This window comes from Arthrobacter sp. MYb213, from assembly GCF_002979915.1.
GTDB lineage: Bacteria > Actinomycetota > Actinomycetes > Actinomycetales > Micrococcaceae > Glutamicibacter.
In genome coordinates this window covers 44,602-61,343 of record NZ_PCQA01000002.1, presented here as the reverse complement: position 1 = coordinate 61,343, position 16,742 = coordinate 44,602, and the positions used below count along the sequence as shown (strand labels likewise).

The following is a 16,742-nucleotide window of genomic DNA, read 5'->3' as shown; positions in this document are numbered from 1 at the left end:
ACAGGGGCTCCAAACCAAGCTGTTGCTCAGCGAATTGCACTAGGTTAGGAGTATGTCGTTGGCAGAAAAATATCGTTTACCACTTACCTCGCTGAGCTTTGCACGATCGGTGTATGAGCGTCCGGTTACCGAACACGATCAACCAGACCTCTTACCGCAAGTTATGGCCAACCCGCTAAGCCGGGTCATGCTGATATCTTCGCGTGGAGCCGCTCTTCGAGGTGAATCGTTGATGTTTACGCCCGGTCCGGAATATCAAAGTTCCGGCACCGAGCAGTTCGTTTATCTGGGACGCGACCAACAACATTCGTATGTATTGGCCATTGTTGATGAGTCGGTGCTGGAGAATATTGCCGATGCTTCATGGATTACTCTTCGCGAGGCTTTTAGTTCCCTGAGCGAAGCACAAGCCGAATTATTTGTTGAAGCTCAAGCCATCACAAATTGGCGACGCAATGAAGTGTTCTGCCCGCGCTGTGGTTCCGAACTTCGCGCGTCAACCTCAGGTTGGGTGCAACGCTGCGTCACCAATAACCATGAGCTTTTCCCACGGACCGACCCTGCCATAATCGCGGCAATTATCGATTCCCAAGACCGGCTGCTACTTGGTGCCAACAGCACTTTTAAATCCAAAATGTATTCGGTTCTTGCCGGTTTTGTTGAGGCAGGGGAGTCATTGGAATCGGCGGTACGCCGGGAAATCTTTGAAGAGTCCGGGGTGCACGTCGGTGACGTGGCCTATCTCGGTTCCCAGCCTTGGCCCTTGCCACGCTCGTTGATGCTTGGATTTACTGGTGAAGCGCTGAGTACGACTCTCGTTCCTGATGGCGCCGAAATCCTTGACCTGCGTTGGTTTACTAGAGAAGAGCTCGGTGCCGAACTACGCGCCGGAAGCCTTCAAATTCCCCGCGGAGTGTCTATTTCGCATGCATTAATCCGTAATTGGTACGGAGAACCCCTTCCGGAGGCCCCAAACAAGTGAGCGAGCAAGAAAACTTTCAGGCCCCAGATCTTCTTTCTGGTCTTGATGTGGAACAGCGTCTTGCAGCAGAAACTCTTCGTGGCCCGCTATGTATCCTTGCCGGGGCCGGCACGGGTAAGACCCGAGCGATTACGCACCGGATCGCGCACGGAGTGCATACTGGTGTTTACAACCCCACCAGCGTCTTGGCGTTGACCTTTACTACGCGAGCCGCCTCAGAAATGCGAACCCGGCTTCGTCTACTAGGCGCCCCCGGAGTTCAAACTCGAACCTTCCACGCGGCCGCACTACGACAGCTGCAATACTTCTGGCCGCAGTCAATTGGTGGAACCTTGCCAAACTTGGTGGAGCATAAAGCACCACTAATCGCCGAGTCTGCTCGCCGGCTAAGGATTTCAAGTGACCGCGCGATGGTGCGTGACCTGGCCTCAGAAATTGAGTGGGCCAAGGTCTCGATGCATTCACCGGAGAGTTACGCCAAAGTCGCTTCCAGCCGGGATTTGCCCAATGGGCTCGAAGCGGTCAGCATGGCCCGAATTTTCCAAACTTATGAAGAGCTCAAAGACGACCGTAGCGTTATCGACTTTGAAGATGTCTTGCTCCTAACCAGCGCAATTTTGGAAGACAACGAAAAAGTCGCGGCAAATGTACGGTCGCAGTATCGGCACTTTGTTGTGGACGAGTATCAGGACGTTTCGCCGCTGCAACAGCGGCTCCTAGACCTGTGGCTCGGTGGGCGTGACGAATTATGTGTGGTCGGTGACGCATCCCAGACTATTTATTCGTTTACCGGGGCGAAGCCGGATTATTTGTTGAACTTCGGTGCAAAATACCCGGAGGCGACGGTCGTCAAACTCGTGCGTGATTACCGATCCACGCCCGAGGTAGTTAACCTGGCCAATAAGGTACTTTCCACTCGTCGGATTGAAACATCAATGCCGGATCCGACGGTGACCTGGCCCGAACCACTTGAACTTATCGCGCAGCGCGACCATGGGCCAAGCCCAGAATTTTTTGAGGCCGCCGACGACGAACAAGAAGCCGCAGAAGTGGCCCAGCGGATCAAAGCACTGCTCAAAAATGGTCAAGACGTTTCTGAAATCGCGGTCCTCTATCGTACTAACGGACAGTCCCAAGCATTTGAGCAGGCGCTAACTGCACGCGGAATTTCCTACGTGATGCGCGGCGCCGAACGTTTCTTCTCGAGAAGAGAAGTCAAAGAAGGCATGCTCGCGCTACGTGCTGCGCTGAACGTCGCCGGGGACCAGCCTGTTTCACAATTGGTGCGCGATGTCCTCGCTTCCCACGGTTATGCGCCAGAGGCGCCAACGGGCAGTACTGGTGCCGTGCGTCAACGCTGGGAATCACTTTCAGCATTGGTGCGACTAGCAGACGATTTGGTCGCCAGTAGGGGAGCGCAAGGCGATCAAGTTACCTTGCGTGATGTGGTGAAAGAACTCGAAGATCGCGCTGCAACGCAGCATGCGCCCACCTTGGATGGTGTCACCCTAGCGTCATTCCACGCAGCTAAGGGGCTGGAATGGGATGTAGTGTTTTTGGCGGGGCTCAGCGATGGACTCGTTCCAATTACCTATGCCAAGGACCAAGCGGGGTATGACGAAGAGCGACGGCTTCTTTATGTTGGAATCACCAGAGCGAGAATCCATCTATACCTTTCATGGTCTTTGGCTCGCACTCCCGGTGGTAGAGCGCACCGTTACCCCTCCAGATTCCTAGATGGAATCAAATCAGTACGCCAAGCAAGCAGTAGACAGCAAGCTCCGGTACGTCGCAAGCCACAGAAACTGACTCCTTTGGTGTGCGCCGGTTGTGGTTCCTTCTTGACCACGGCCAAAGAGCGAAAGCTCAAGCGCTGTTCATCCTGCCCGGCCGCATACGACGAAGCGCTTTTCGAATCGTTGCGCAGTTGGCGGGCGGCAGTGGCACAGAGCAATTCAGTACCTGCATTCGTCATATTCACCGATGCAACGCTGATGGCTATTGCCGAACATCGCCCCTCTACGCTTCCGCAATTAGCTAAGATCTCAGGGGTGGGGCGTAGCAAGCTCGAACGCTACGGTGAAGCCATGCTGGCAGTCTTGGCCGAGTACGCGGGCTAGTTATCTACAGTTGGCGAGGCACGGATGCTGTGCCGTTCGCAAGGTATCTAAGCTAATTGGATAGCCGAGTAACCCCCGTGCACGTGCGAAGGATAGAAGTGGAGGCACCCGATGCCGAATTTCCCACAGACCGTAGAATTTATTGCGGCTGATGACATTCCTGTCCGTATCGTACGGTCAAATAAGCGCAAGAAAACCATCTCCTCACAATGGCGGGATAATCGGCTTGTAGTGCAGGTGCCAGCGGCACTAAACGAGAGTACCGAGCGAGTGTTCGTCGACGAGATGCTCAAAAAGTATCGGCAACGTAAAAACCGTGAGTCCGCGTTATCCACCGAAGACTCCTTGATGGATCGAGCCAAAGCGCTCGATGCAAAGTACCTGGGCGGAATCGCTAATCCTTTATCGGTACGGTGGGTCAATAACCAGAACAAACGTTGGGGTTCGGCTACGCCATACCAACGCAGTATTCGGTTATCGGCGAAGCTGAAATATGTGCCGATCTGGGTTCAAGATTATGTGTTGGTCCATGAGCTTGTGCATCTGGCAACGCCCGGTCAAGGACATGGAAACGAATTTCAGCAACTGTTGGATCGCTTTGAACGGCGTGTGGAAGCCGACCAATTCTTAGCCGGATTTAGTGCCGGATTCAACGCATATGCCAAAGAAAATGGTCAGACCGAGCTTGAAGCCGGTGGCTTCGATGACCTAGAAGACAATTGATCTGTGCGTCATGCAGCTTTAAAGCACAACAGGAGCTAAGCAGCTAAAGCTGCCTAGCTCCTGTTGCCTAGCGGACTAGATTTTAGTTCTTCGGGTCTTCGTTCTCTTCATCCGGTTTGTCATCTTCCGGAGCGACATCGTCAAAACCGCCGTCTAGAAGCTTTCCTAACGCGGCATCAAACTCGTCGTACTCTGAAGCAGCTGATTCTCGACGTTTGGTGAATCCGGCCGGGTCGCTCAGATCCTCAGCTGTAGGCATGAGGTCTGGGTGGTCCCAGATCGCGTCTCGGCCTTCGGTGCCACGTTCTTCATGAAGATGTTCCCACAACGCTGCAGCTTCGCGGAGCTTACGTGGGCGCAGTTCCAACCCGACCAATGAGGCAAAAGCCGACTCGGCTGGTCCACCCGAAGCGCGGCGACGACGCATGGTCTCGCGGAGGTGCGCGGCGAACGGCAAGTTCGCTGCTGCCAGGGAAACCACGTGGTCAACCCAACCTTCGATGAGAGCTAGAGTCAGTTCAAGATTTTCTAGAGCCTTTTCCTGCTCGCCCGTGCGCTGTGGGGTGAAGAGCCCCTCTCCGAGGAGCTCCTGCAGGTTCTCCGGATTGGACGGATCGATTCCGCGTACGGCCTCTTCAACTCGTGACATATCGATATGAATGCCACGGGAGTAGGACTCGACTGCGCCAATTAGCTTTGAGGAAAGCCAAGGAACCCGGTTGAACAGGCGTGTGTGCGCATTTTCTCGAAGAATGACGTAGAGCAGCACTTCTTGTTCGGGGATTTCCAGCCCTTCACCAAAGTTTGCAACGTTGGCGGACACCAAACCGGGCGTCGTGCCAGCCAGCGGAAGCCCAATGTCGGTACCACCGAGAACATCTTTGGCCAGTCCGCCTAACGCGGTTCCTAGCTGCATACCGAACATGCTCGAACCGAGATTATGGAACATGGCATCGGAGTTGCCGAGCATTCCCTTCATCTCTTCAGGAATCTGATCCTTCATAGCGCTGGTGATCGCTCGGGTTACCGATTCGGCCACCGGCTCGGTCACTTTTTTCCAGACGCCTAAGGTTTTGTCGTACCAGCGTTTGCGGGTCCATACTTCGGTGGCTTCGCCATTGGATTCAAAAACAGTGGCGTTGTTCAACCACAGGTCTGCCAGATAGGAAGCATCAACGATTGCACCTTGCCGAGATTCGGAAGGTTCCGGATCTTCGCCGGCATAAGCCTGCAGCGCAGTGTCAGATGCAAGCTTCCAATTGACTGGGCCGTCGGAGGAATTATTTTGCATCATTGCGGACATCATCGCTTGCGCTTGCTGCATCATTTGCTGCATAGCGGCAGGATCTTGGGAGCCCATGGCTTCCCGTAGCTGAGGCGGAAGGTCATTTGGATCGAAACCGTCACCGAAGAGCCGAGAGAACATTGCGGACATCGGATCCTGCGGATTGTTTTCTTCGTCGTCACCGTCAGGTCGGTTATTCGGAGGGTTCTGTGCCATGTACTTAAAGTACCCTCTGAGGCTGAGAGTTCACATCAATGAACACCAGAGTTCGCTTTCGGCACATCGAATACTCCTTATAGCTGATGAAGATCGGGGTAGGCCTTCAGTAGGCTAGGAGGGTAGCGTTTGTGAAAACGCTCCTGAAATAATTTTAAGCGGTAGGAGCAAGGCCAGTGCACGAACAGGAACCATCATCCACAAAGGATGACGCCCCGACTCTCGGCGCGTCAGTTCCTAGTTCCAAGCCCGTGAAAACCACGATTGCCGGAACCCTAGCTCTCCTTCTAGTCGGTTTGATTCTCTTTTTGCCCACTAACTTTGTGGTGCGCACGCCCGGGCCGGTACTGAACACACTGGGCGAGTACAACGACAAAGAACTCATCACTATCAGCGGAGAAAAGAGTTATCAGTCCGACAGCATCTTGGACATGACAACCATTTACGTCCAAGGTGGTGGGCAGAACCGAGTCTCGACGCCTGTCATTCTCGAAGCGCTTTTTAATCCCAACAAAGATATTGTTCCGGAAGAGACGATGATTCCACGTGGGGTGACCAGCGAGGAACGTGGCCAGGCCAATGACTCGATGATGGTTTCGTCCCAGGAACTATCGATTGCTGCGGCAATGAACGAGCTCGGTCACGAATATAAAACCTGGCTGGAAGTTGCCGATTTTTCCACGGATACAAACAAAGACTCGTTGAAGCCGGGGGACCGGTTGCTCGCCTTCGAGGGGAAACCCGTCACGAGTCTGGATGAACTTAAAACACAGTTAGACGATCGTGGCGATCAAACCAGCACGATGACGGTCCAACGTTCCTCCGGGAAGGGCTCGACTGAGAAAGTTGATGTGAAGGTTTCCACCGCTCCAGGTGCTGAAGGAACCCGACAGCTTGGAGTTTTTCTGAGTACTTCGTTTGACTTCCCGATTGACGTTAAATTCGGAGTTGAGGAAGTTGGTGGCCCGAGCGCCGGAACGATGTTTGCGCTGGCCATCGTCGACCGGCTGACCGAAGGATCCTTGGCAGGTGACCATCACATCGCCGGAACCGGAGAAATTACCGCGGATGGGGAAGTCGGAGCAATCGGCGGAATCGCTCAGAAGATGGTCGCCGCTAAGGCAGACGGTGCCACGGTCTTCCTGGCTCCGGCAGATAACTGTTCCGATGTCGCCGGGAGAGTGCCCAAAGGACTAAACGTCGTCAAGATTGCAACGTTGCATGAAGCACGACAGGCATTAGAGCAGATTGCTCAAGGTACGGACCCGGCCACGCTGGAGTCCTGTTCATAGATTCGCGAGGCATCGTTCATACAACTTGGTGTCTGCAGCTTAGTAAGTACAGTGATAGTCATACGAGTTCTGGCGTTAGTAAAGGCGTGCGGGACATCTAGGTAAGGAATAAATAGTGTCATACGGATCGGATAGTCCGTTCGGGGGCCCACCGCGGCCCCAAGGGCCGCGACAACCTTCCAAACCAGCAAATAAGAAAGCGTCACCACTGACGCTCACGGTATTTGCTGTGGTCATTTTGGTGGCTGTGTTTGTTTTCCTCTCAAACTTCTATGCAGACATCCTCTGGTTCAACCAGCTCGGGTTCTCGGACGTTTATTGGACCGAGCGAATAGCTAAACTCATCATCTTCGTCATCGCGCTAGTCGTGATGGCGGTTCCGATGTGGCTTTCCATGCGAAGTGCTTATAAGCACCGCCCGGTGTACGCTCCGGAAGGCAACCACCAAGACTCCATGTCGCGCTATCAAGCGCAGCTGGAACCAATTCGTCGGTTCCTAATGATCGGTATCCCCGTGGTGGTCGGAATCTTCTCGGCTATCGCTGTAGCCGGGCAATGGCAGACGATCTTGTTGTTCATCAACCGGGTGCCTTTCGGTTCCAACGATCCTCAGTTCAATATGGATCTCGGATTCTTCGTTTTCACCTTGCCATTTATTGGGCTAATCGTCGGATTCTTGATTTCCGTGGTTCTGCTTGGTGGTGTGGCAGGACTGCTGACTCATTACCTATATGGTGGCATTCGCGTTGAAGAACGCGGCGGTATCACTGTGGGCAAGGCCGCTCGCGTGCATACTGCGATAGTTGTCGCAGTCTTCTTGCTGTTGCAGGCAGTGAACTTCTGGATTTCACAGTACGAAACTTTGAATAACCAATCCGGACGAGTTGCCGGTGCGTTGTACAAGGACGTGCACGCGGTTATTCCTGCACGGATGATCCTGGCTATCGTCGCGATTCTGATCGCTATTACCTTTATCATTGCTGCGATCAACGGACGCTGGCGTCTACCGCTGATTGGCACCGCGATGCTCGTGGTGACAATGATCGTTGCCGGCGGCGTTTACCCTTACCTGGTGCAGCAGTTCCAGGTCGTTCCATCGCAGCGTGCCTTGGAAAGCGAGTATATCGATCGAAATATTGAGATGACTCGTCAAGCGTTCGGGCTAAGCGACATTGAGGTCACTCCGTATGACGCGAAGGTGAGCACCGAGAAGAACGCGTTGGCCAAGGAAACCGAAACCACCGCAAATATTCGTCTGCTGGATCCCAACTTGGTTTCCGCTGCATTCGCACAGCTGCAGCAGTTCCGTGGATACTACACGTTCCCCGAAAACCTCAACGTTGACCGTTACGAGATTGATGGCAAAATCGAGGATACGGTGATCGCTGCCCGTGAAGTAAGCGTCAACCCTAACGACACCTGGGTCAACCAACACGTGACCTATACCCACGGTTATGGACTGGTTGCCGCTTACGGTAACCGCGTTGCTGCGGGTGGACGCCCCGACTTCATGCTCGGTGGCATCCCGTCCACCGGTGACTTGATCACTGAAGCTGATTACGAGCCTCGTATTTACTTCGGCGAAACTTCGCCAGACTACTCGGTGGTTGGCGGTCCAGAAGGTTGGACGGACCAGGAACTAGACCGCCCAAGCGCTGGCGGTGAGGGTGAAGATACCCGTTACACCTTCCAGGGTGATGGTGGTCCAAACGTTGGCAACCTGTTCAACCGCATTGTTTACGCGTTGAAGTTTGCCTCGACTGACCTGTTGCTATCGAACGCGGTCAACGATGAATCGCAGATTCTTTATGACCGTAATCCACGCGATCGCGTGAGCAAGGTTGCACCGTATCTAACACTTGATTCCAATGCCTACCCGGCAATTATTGACGGTCGCGTCAAATGGATCATTGATGGCTACACCACCTCGAACGACTTCCCCTATGCACAGCAACAGCAGATTGAATCGGCTGTTTCTGACTCTCTGACCAACGCGTCAGACTTTGATCGTCTGTCAGGCCGTGTGAACTACATGCGTAACTCGGTCAAGGCGACGGTGGATGCATACGACGGCAAGGTTGATCTTTACGCTTGGGATACCGAAGATCCGATCCTGAAGGCATGGCAGAAGGTCTTCCCAACTGCTGTGCAGCCACTGGACAACATCTCTAGTGAACTGATGGAACACGTCCGTTATCCAGAGGATATGTTCAAGGTTCAGCGCGAGGTCCTCACGACCTATCACGTTGATGATGCCGGTGCATTCTACGAATCGAACGATGCGTGGGCAGTGCCAGATGATCCGACCTCATCGACCAAGGGAGTGAAACAGCCTCCATACTTCCTCTCGTTGAAGATGCCAACCCAGGATGCTGCGTCATTCTCATTGACCTCGACCTTCATCCCACAGGCTGCCGCTAACGGCCAACAGCGTAACGTGCTGTTCGGATTCCTCTCGGCAGATGCAGATGCGGGTAGTAAAGAGGGTGTGAAGAGCGATGAATACGGCAAGCTGCGTTTGCTCGAACTTCCACGCGATACTGCTGTACCTGGTCCAGGCCAAGCCCAGCAGAACTTCGATACCAACCCTAGGGTGACCACGGAGCTGAACCTGTTGCGACAGGGTGCTTCCGAAGTGAAGAACGGTAACTTGCTGTCACTGCCTGTCGGTGGCGGTATCCTCTACGTCCAGCCTGTGTACGTGCAGTCTTCGGGCCAGACAAGTTACCCAACCTTGCGTAAGGTGTTGGTCGCCTTCGGTGATCAGGTCGGCTTCGCCGATACGCTGGCCGAAGCTCTTGACGAAGTCTTTGGTGGCGACTCCGGCGCCGTAACCGGTGAAACCGGGGACGGTACCAAGCCGAAGGATCAGCCAGGGGAGAGCAATGCTCCTACCCAGTCTGAGACGCAGAAGCTAACTTCAGCATTGGACGCTGCAAATGAAGCGATCAAGAAATCTGATGAAGCTTTGAAGGCTGGCGACTTTGCTGCCTACGGCAAGGCGCAGACTGAGCTTCAGAATGCCTTGTCTCGGGCACTGGAAGCCGATGCATCGATCAACGGTGAAGCCGCTCCGGAGGGCGAGGTCAAGACGAACTCCGAAGCCCCAGCCGCACCGACTGAGTCGGCGCCGCCAGCCGATGGGAACAACGGATAGTTGTTCTCAAGTCTCCGATTTGCATTCTGCTCCGCGATGATGAAGAATAGTCTAGTCATCGCGGGGTGGAGCAGTTCGGTAGCTCGCCGGGCTCATAACCCGGAGGTCAGAGGTTCAAATCCTCTCCCCGCCACTTATGGGACAAGTCGAGAATAATTCGGCGGTGACCAAAACGAAATCCTCTCAGTCTTTTGACTGGGAGGATTTCTTTTTACTGTCTGCGGAATCTTCAACTCTAGTTCTTCGGGGCCAGGCCCGAAAGGCGCTCGCAATCGAGTGCAGAGGTATCCAACATGACCTGTGACGAAGGACATGCCAGCTCGATTAGCCATGAAGTTTACTAGTTGGTAATGTTGTATTTACCGACGCGGGGTGGAGCAGTTCGGTAGCTCGCCGGGCTCATAACCCGGAGGTCAGAGGTTCAAATCCTCTCCCCGCCACAGAGAAAAAGTGGAGATCCAATTGGATCTCCACTTTTGTTTTAAGTCATTGTTCGGTGGCGCCAAGCTTGCCAAGAAGTGTTCCCATAAGTCTGCGCCGGCCAATGGTTCGAAAATCCTTGTCAAATGAAATTGCTCTGCGTTAGGGTTCAACCAGTTTCTGGTTTCAACGGCGGAGGCCAACATGGTTCGGACACGAGTGCATAACCTCTTCATTTCCTTAGATGGCTACGCTGCAGGAGATCGAGTGACCTTTGATGAGCCGATCGGGGGAGCGAGTGCACTCTTTGCAAGGTTCGATGGGCGCGTCATTCACGGCATTCAGGGGCTCAGTGATCCCGTCACGGTAGATCGCGCATTATTCAGCATGTGGGGGCAGGGAGTCGGAGTCGAGATTATGGGGCGCCGCAAGTTTGGCCCGCAATCAGGACCATGGCCCAATGATGGATGGAATGGCTGGTGGGGAAATTCCCCACCCTTTCGAACCCCGGTATTTATCTTGACTCATTACCCGCGGGAAACGCTCAAGTTTCCTAACGGCACAAGTTTCCATTTTGTCGATGCCACTCCAACTGATGCCTTACGCATGGCGCAAGAAGCGTCAGCCGGGCTAGACGTTCGCATCGGAGGTGGGCCATCGACCGTCAATGAATTTCTCCGCGCGGACTTGATTGACTTCCTTCACCTGGCGATAGTCCCGGTGGTGCTGGGCTCTGGTGTGCAAATCTGGGATCAACTACAAGGTATGGAAAATCGTTTCGAGGTCGAATCGATTGGCACTGCCAGCGGCCTGACACATCAACTGTGGAACAGAAAAGCCCGTACATAATTACCCAACCTCTAATCATATTGACTAGGGGAGTTGGAGATGGTTTTAGATTTTCTTTGGCTGTACCTACGACCTATAAAACGGAGGCGGCGGCTGGTTAGCGAGGTAGTTGCAGGTTTCTTATGCTCTGTGGCAAGCAATGTACGCGCCGTGCGCTGCTTAGACGCGTCCGCGTGGACCGACAAGGTCTCAACCGTATGTTTCCTTAACCGATTGTCTGCAGGCGGCTACGGATAGCGGCGGGGCGCCCTGACCCCAATGGTTTCCGGACAAACGGCTAAACGTGTATTAGCAGGAACCCAGATTTTGGTCATCCTCCGTGGGGCTTACGGGTGCACGCGTGCGGCAGCGCGAGCAGGTCGTGGCTGACCGTTGCAACATTGACTCGGCCCCGGCGATTGGAGCTGATGTTGCTGTTCGCGATAGATCATTCGCGAGGACGGCATTTTCGATGGGTAACTTCGAATTCCTGGGTGGACGTGATCTGGCGTCGCGAGTGGGCTTGAATATCCGCCTAGTGAACCCATAAGTAGGTCCAAAATCAGGGGTGTGACGCAAGACATGGCCTGTCGATTCGCCATGGAGTTTATGAGTTGGTAATGTTGTATTTACCGACGCGGGGTGGAGCAGTTCGGTAGCTCGCCGGGCTCATAACCCGGAGGTCAGAGGTTCAAATCCTCTCCCCGCCACAGAGAAAAAGTGGAGATCCAATTGGATCTCCACTTTTGGTTTAAGCTTTTATTTTTGAGCGAATAATAGGCGCCGGATCTGTTCACGATGAACAAATCCGGCGCCTATTGCCATGTAGGGAGTCTAGCTCTCCAACGCCCCGGTCTGATTAGCCTTCAAAGCCGCCAGCCGCGCCTCAACCTCGGTCTGCTCACCGAGGTCTTCCAATGACTCAAACTGAGCGTCCAGGCTGGACGAGGCCAGTTCAGAGGCACCTCGCACCTTAGCTTCTTCACGGCGGATCTTTTCCTCGAAGCGGCTGATCTCGCTGGTCGGATCCATCATATTCACGGACTTGACGGCTTCGTTGACCTGGTTCTGCGCGTTTGCCGACTTGGCACGAGCAACGAGTTCGTCGCGCTTGCTGACCAGTTCGTTGCGCTTTTCCTTCATCTGGTTCAGGCCGGTCTTCAGCTTCTCAACGATTTCGCGCTGCGAGGCGATGGTCGGGTTAGCGGTTTTCATCTCGCTTTCGGCCTGCATCTGACGCTGAATTGCGACCTTAGCCAAATTGTCGAATTTCCCGGCGTTGTCCGCATCGTTTGCGCTGCGGAATTCGTCAGCCTTATTCGAGGCAGCCAGGGCTTTGGTTCCCCAGTCGCCAGCTGCTTGCTCATCTTCGCGGTAGTCGTCCTCTAACATGCGTAGATTGCCGATGGTCTGGGCGACAGCCTGTTCAGCTTCTGCAATGTTGTCTGTGTAGTCGCGAACCATTTGATCCATCATCTTCTCTGGATCTTCGGCAGAATCCAGGATTGAGTTGATGTTGGCCTTTGCGAGCTGGGCAACGCGTCCAAAAAGTGATTGCTTGGTCATGTGTAGACCTTTCTATACGAAATAGTATTGCTGAAAATTGCGTACTACTGAGATAAAACCGCGTAACTCTAGAAACTGCCGCCGGCACCTCCGCCGAAGCCTCCACCACCTCCGCCGCCGCCAAATCCGCCACCGAATCCTCCGCCACCGCCGCCGAAGCCACCGAAGCCGCCACCGCCGAAGAATCCACCGTCGCCGCCACCGTGGTTTCCACCTCCGCGGTTTCCTCCGCCGAGAATCGAATCGATGAGGATGCCTCCAAGAACGGCGCCACCAATTCCGTCGAACATGCCTCCACGACCGCGGTTGGAACCTCCAAAGTTCCCTAACCCACCGTCGCCACCGAAGCCATTGACGTCTTGTTCGGCCATGCGAGCAGCCTGATCAGCAAGCTGGCTGGCACGCTGTGCTGAAGCAACTGCCTCAGCGGGATTCTGCGATGCCAACGACAGTGCTTGATCGTAGGCGCGCTGTGCCTCCGCTAGACGGGTACGTGCCGAGGAGCGGACGCCGCCACGACGAGCGCGAATGTAATCTTCAGTGCCTTGAATCCGCGAAGCAGCAGTATTAAGCAAAGACTGCAGCTGATCACGAGCGGCCTGGTCCTGCTGGGCGCGATCACGAAGCGAGCCCAAAGCAGAAGCTAACGGAGTCGTCGAATCATCGAGCGCAGAGATCAATGCCAGCGGATCATGCTTATCTGCACGTAGCGCTTGTTGAATCAGGGCCAGGGTGCTTTCAACCCCGGCGATGGGACCCGCCAGATTAGGCTGTGAACCATTAGCGACCAGCGCTTTAGACTGTGCGAGGTCCCGAGCGGCTGTGGCAACAGCTGATTCCAAATCATTGTCTGCTTGGCGAAGAGCGGTCGCGGACTTACTGATTGCTGCCAGCAGGACTTCGGCCTGATCATGAGCTTCTTCAGCATTCTGAATCAACAGGGCTGCATGTGCACGATCGGTGCCGAGCTTTTCACGTGCCTGCTTCAGCGAGGACGCCGCAAAGGTTAGCCGTTCCGAGGCCTGCTCGGCGTTATCGGTGATCTGTGAGACCGCACTGTCCTCATACTTCGTCGTCAGCACCTCAAGCTCGGAGACTCGCTGTGAAAGTTGCTGCGCAAGAGGTTCCTTCTCGGCGGCGACTTCTTCAATTCGAGTCTCAGCGTTTTGCTCTAGCTGACGTAGATCCTTGAATTCACTGGCGTGCTTTTGCAAGGTGTCGTTAACTTGACCGCATCGGTTGATGATTTCGCCGAGCCAGGAGCGCTGATCTTCCTCGGTGTCGGGAATGTGATCGTCAAGTTGTTGCTGCAGGCGGAAGGATTCCACTAGGTGTGTTTTGGCTTCGGCCAGATCCCCGGAGAAAACCTTGACCGAGTCTGCGCCATATTGAGCTTCAGCAAATCCTAGTTCCTGCTCGGAAGAACGAATTGAATCATCGGCGGCAACAAGTAATTGGTCCGCTCGCAGTCGCAGGCTCTCCAATGACTCAAGCTGCTGGGGCTGCCCAGTGCTTGGGTTTCCTTGAGGGATTTGGTTAGTCTTTTTCTTGCTTCGGCGCGAAAGAATGACATAGCCGGCTACAGCTACGCCGCCAATAATGAGAAGAACCCAGAAAACGCCACCGCCGGAGCTTGACGAACTGGTGGCACTGCCACTATCGGCAACATTTGCGATACCTTCAATTGCGCCTTCAGCGGCGCCCGACCAATCTTTCTTCGCGAGGGCTGGGGAGATCTGCTTCGAATAGATTTCTTGGGTGTAAGCGGAAAGCGGACCATTTTGATGTCCGGCAAAGTTTGCCTGACGCTGTTTGGTTGCCACCACCAAGATAGCGTCGGAACTGCCCATATTCTTATTCGCAGCAACTTGTTCAAGCCATTGGCCCGGGTTTGAAGGGGAGGTAAACTCGTCAACGTAAACGATGAACAGGCTAATGCCTGTGTCATCACGAAGTTTCTTAATGTCGTTTTCGAGTTTACTTTCATTGCCACCGAGTACCTGGGCGTTGTCGACAACAAAGTCCCCAGGTGGGATGGTGACAGGGGGTTCTGCAAAAGCTGGTGCTGATGCTCCCAGTGATAATGCCACCACCGTTAATGCTGCAGCAGTTATTCGCCGCGCTTTGGAAATCATTGTCGTCCTCACCTGAATTGCTGATTCGAACGAATAAAACAGCCACTCGTCCAACCGCTTTTACCTACGATTACTTTGTTAGCTCAATTTGATTCTATTTGGCGCGCATGCCAGCGTCCATGCTATTCAGCTGCGAGAATAGTTAACTCACAGCCAGCGCTAAGTTATCCCTCTCAACCGCCACAGTTCGACCGTGAATAATAAAACTCAAGAGATACGATATTTGAAAGAGGTATGACGATGAGCCAGTCACCAGATGAACCACGAAACAACGACTTGGGCCAACCCGAGCAGCCCGAAGATATCGGTCAAACCCCGAATCATGCTCAAGAGCCACGCGTCGCTCCCTCCGACGGTACACTTCAGAGTCCTGAAACCACACCGATTTCAAATGTCGAGCCAACTCGCAATCATGAGCGCGTCAGCGACAGTGGTAACGCAAGTGATCAGCCGACCGATGTGTATTCTCGCCCGGCAAATCACGTTGAACCGCAGCCTGCGACAAGCGTCTATGGACAGGCCTCAGAGCAACACCATTCAGCAGCTACTGGGTCACCTTATGGTTCAGCAGGATATGGGCACTCTGAGCCACACTCAAACTATCCAGTACCGCCTGAGCGTGCGCCGAAGAAGAAGTTTGCTGGCAGTACCTTAATTGCCGGAATGGTCGCTGCAGCTTTAATTGGTGGCGTGACAGCGGCTGGAACCACATATTTCATGAATGATGGCGGCAACGCCAGCAGCACTTCGGTGCAGACACCCCAAAATGGCGTGGTCATCAACAATCCTGAGTCCGTCACTGCGGTAACTGCTGCAGCGGCAAAGGCTTCGCCGAGCGTGGTGACCATCGAGGCCTCGGGCAATGGCAGTGGGGGATCGGGCTCAGGAATTATCCTGGATACTGAAGGTCATATCCTTACTAACACTCACGTCGTGACCCTTGGTGGAGAAACAGCCAATCCAACCTTGAGCGTCCGTCTGAGTGATGGAAAAGTGCACCAAGCAAAGCTGGTGGGTACCGATCCACTCTCAGATTTGGCAGTGATCAAGATTGATGCGTCAAACCTTGTTCCAGCAACTCTTGGCAAGTCCTCGGCACTAAATGTTGGCGACACCGCGGTGGCCATCGGTGCACCTCTTGGGCTGAGCGGAACGGTAACCGACGGCATTATTTCCACGCTTAACCGCACCATCTCGGTGGCTTCCTCGGCAGTGCCGAAGGAAAACGCACAAAGCGATGGTAATGGTGGCGGTGACAGCCAGTACAACTTCGAGTTCCCAGGGATGCCTAAACAAGATAATCAATCCAGCCAAGGGTCGATCTACATTAACGTCATGCAGACAGACGCCGCGATTAACCACGGCAACTCGGGCGGCGCACTAGTCAACGACAAGGGCGAAATTATTGGCGTGAACGTGGCGATCGCGTCCAGCGGTTCCGGTGGGGCAGAGTCAGGTTCCATCGGTGTTGGCTTTGCGATACCCATCGATTACGCACAGCGCATCGCCAACGAGATAATTGCCAATGGCTCGGCCACCCACGGTCTCCTGGGAGCAACGGTGCAAGCCCAAGCGGCCTCCACCGGTTCTGATGCGTCCCAGTTCAGCGTAGGCGCAGCAATCCAGGAAATTTCACCGAACTCAGCTGCCGAAAAAGCAGGGCTGAAGTCCGGAGACATCATCACAGGTGTCAACGGCCGAGCCATTCAAGATTCTCAAACCTTGACTGCTGCCATTCGTGAAGTACCAGCTGGCCGTAAAACCGATATTACTTATACCCGTAATGGTGCTGAACACAAGGTGAGCGTAGAAGTCGGCTCACTGAAGTAGCCCAATCAGGTACACGGCAAGCTACTAAATATGGTGTGGAGCAGAGAATTTTCGCATCACACCATATTTTCTGCCTTAAAATCGAAGTCATTGGCCGATATCGATACGATAGTAGGCGGAGCACGGAGCAATGCTTAGTCAAGCAATCATGCTTGATGCAACTCCGAAGCTATAAGAACCCTAAAATT

10 protein-coding genes and 3 tRNA genes are annotated in these 16,742 nt (G+C 54.0%); 10 read left to right on the top strand and 3 right to left on the bottom strand.

The genetic code is table 11. The features are described 5' to 3' along the window. The first annotated feature begins 52 nt into the window (after window positions 1-52). The 3 genes from nudC (at window position 53) to CQ011_RS04565 (ending at window position 3,825) form a co-directional block, all read left to right on the top strand. Window positions 53-982, top strand: coding sequence for an NAD(+) diphosphatase (gene nudC / locus CQ011_RS04575; RefSeq protein WP_105675147.1), 930 nt, complete (start codon window positions 53-55; stop codon window positions 980-982). Beyond that, window positions 979-3,102, top strand: coding sequence for an ATP-dependent DNA helicase UvrD2 (locus CQ011_RS04570; RefSeq protein ID WP_105675145.1), 2,124 nt, complete (start codon window positions 979-981; stop codon window positions 3,100-3,102). Before nudC ends, CQ011_RS04570 begins: the two co-directional genes overlap by 4 nt. A 111-nt stretch (window positions 3,103-3,213) precedes the next feature. After that, entirely contained in the window at window positions 3,214-3,825 is a 612-nt protein-coding gene (locus CQ011_RS04565; RefSeq protein ID WP_105675143.1) for a M48 metallopeptidase family protein, read from the top strand. Window positions 3,826-3,907: 82 nt separating this feature from the next. Here CQ011_RS04565 and CQ011_RS04560 read toward each other — a convergent pair whose 3' ends face one another. Continuing rightward, window positions 3,908-5,326: a zinc-dependent metalloprotease gene (locus CQ011_RS04560; protein ID WP_105675141.1), complete on the bottom strand. Its 1,419-nt coding sequence runs from the start codon at window positions 5,324-5,326 to the stop codon at window positions 3,908-3,910. A gap of 176 nt (window positions 5,327-5,502) precedes the next feature. Between CQ011_RS04560 and CQ011_RS04555 the strand changes: the two genes are divergently transcribed. The 6 genes from CQ011_RS04555 (at window position 5,503) to CQ011_RS04520 (ending at window position 11,733) form a co-directional block, all read left to right on the top strand. Beyond that, window positions 5,503-6,618: a YlbL family protein gene (locus CQ011_RS04555; RefSeq protein ID WP_105675139.1), complete on the top strand. Its 1,116-nt coding sequence runs from the start codon at window positions 5,503-5,505 to the stop codon at window positions 6,616-6,618. Window positions 6,619-6,733: 115 nt separating this feature from the next. Then, window positions 6,734-9,775 carry a UPF0182 family membrane protein gene (locus CQ011_RS04550; protein ID WP_105675137.1) on the top strand — a complete coding sequence of 1,014 codons (3,042 nt, stop codon included), beginning with the start codon at window positions 6,734-6,736 and terminating at the stop codon, window positions 9,773-9,775. A gap of 59 nt (window positions 9,776-9,834) precedes the next feature. Beyond that, window positions 9,835-9,908: transfer RNA gene (locus CQ011_RS04545), tRNA-Met, on the top strand. 233 nt (window positions 9,909-10,141) lie between these two features. Next, a tRNA-Met gene (locus CQ011_RS04540) sits at window positions 10,142-10,215 on the top strand. A 184-nt stretch (window positions 10,216-10,399) separates the two neighbouring features. Next, the gene (locus tag CQ011_RS04530; protein ID WP_105675133.1) at window positions 10,400-11,044 is read left to right on the top strand and encodes a dihydrofolate reductase family protein; all 645 of its coding nucleotides are present in this window, start codon (window positions 10,400-10,402) and stop codon (window positions 11,042-11,044) included. Between the two features lie 615 nt (window positions 11,045-11,659). After that, a tRNA-Met gene (locus CQ011_RS04520) sits at window positions 11,660-11,733 on the top strand. 124 nt (window positions 11,734-11,857) lie between these two features. On the opposite strand, the gene CQ011_RS04515 is transcribed toward CQ011_RS04520, so the two are convergent. Together CQ011_RS04515 and CQ011_RS04510 are read right to left on the bottom strand one after the other, a co-directional pair. Then, window positions 11,858-12,589 (bottom strand): PspA/IM30 family protein, encoded by a 732-nt coding sequence (locus CQ011_RS04515; protein WP_096253856.1) that lies wholly within the window; start codon window positions 12,587-12,589, stop codon window positions 11,858-11,860. A 68-nt stretch (window positions 12,590-12,657) separates the two neighbouring features. Beyond that, window positions 12,658-14,724, bottom strand: coding sequence for a TPM domain-containing protein (locus CQ011_RS04510; protein ID WP_105675129.1), 2,067 nt, complete (start codon window positions 14,722-14,724; stop codon window positions 12,658-12,660). Window positions 14,725-14,964: 240 nt separating this feature from the next. Between CQ011_RS04510 and CQ011_RS04505 the strand changes: the two genes are divergently transcribed. Further along, on the top strand, window positions 14,965-16,554 hold the full coding sequence (locus tag CQ011_RS04505; RefSeq protein WP_105675127.1) for a S1C family serine protease: 1,590 nt from the start codon (window positions 14,965-14,967) through the stop codon (window positions 16,552-16,554). Window positions 16,555-16,742: the final 188 nt, after the last annotated feature.

What these genes read in the sequence shown, in the direction of transcription:
- CQ011_RS04560 (WP_105675141.1), bottom strand. Translation starts at nt 5,326, where the DNA reads ATGGCACAGAACCCTCCGAATAACCGACCTGACGGTGACGACGAAGAA.
- CQ011_RS04530 (WP_105675133.1), top strand. Translation starts at nt 10,400, where the DNA reads ATGGTTCGGACACGAGTGCATAACCTCTTCATTTCCTTAGATGGCTAC.
- CQ011_RS04510 (WP_105675129.1), bottom strand. Translation starts at nt 14,724, where the DNA reads ATGATTTCCAAAGCGCGGCGAATAACTGCTGCAGCATTAACGGTGGTG.
- CQ011_RS04515 (WP_096253856.1), bottom strand. Translation starts at nt 12,589, where the DNA reads ATGACCAAGCAATCACTTTTTGGACGCGTTGCCCAGCTCGCAAAGGCC.
- CQ011_RS04505 (WP_105675127.1), top strand. Translation starts at nt 14,965, where the DNA reads ATGAGCCAGTCACCAGATGAACCACGAAACAACGACTTGGGCCAACCC.
- CQ011_RS04565 (WP_105675143.1), top strand. Translation starts at nt 3,214, where the DNA reads ATGCCGAATTTCCCACAGACCGTAGAATTTATTGCGGCTGATGACATT.
- nudC (WP_105675147.1), top strand. Translation starts at nt 53, where the DNA reads ATGTCGTTGGCAGAAAAATATCGTTTACCACTTACCTCGCTGAGCTTT.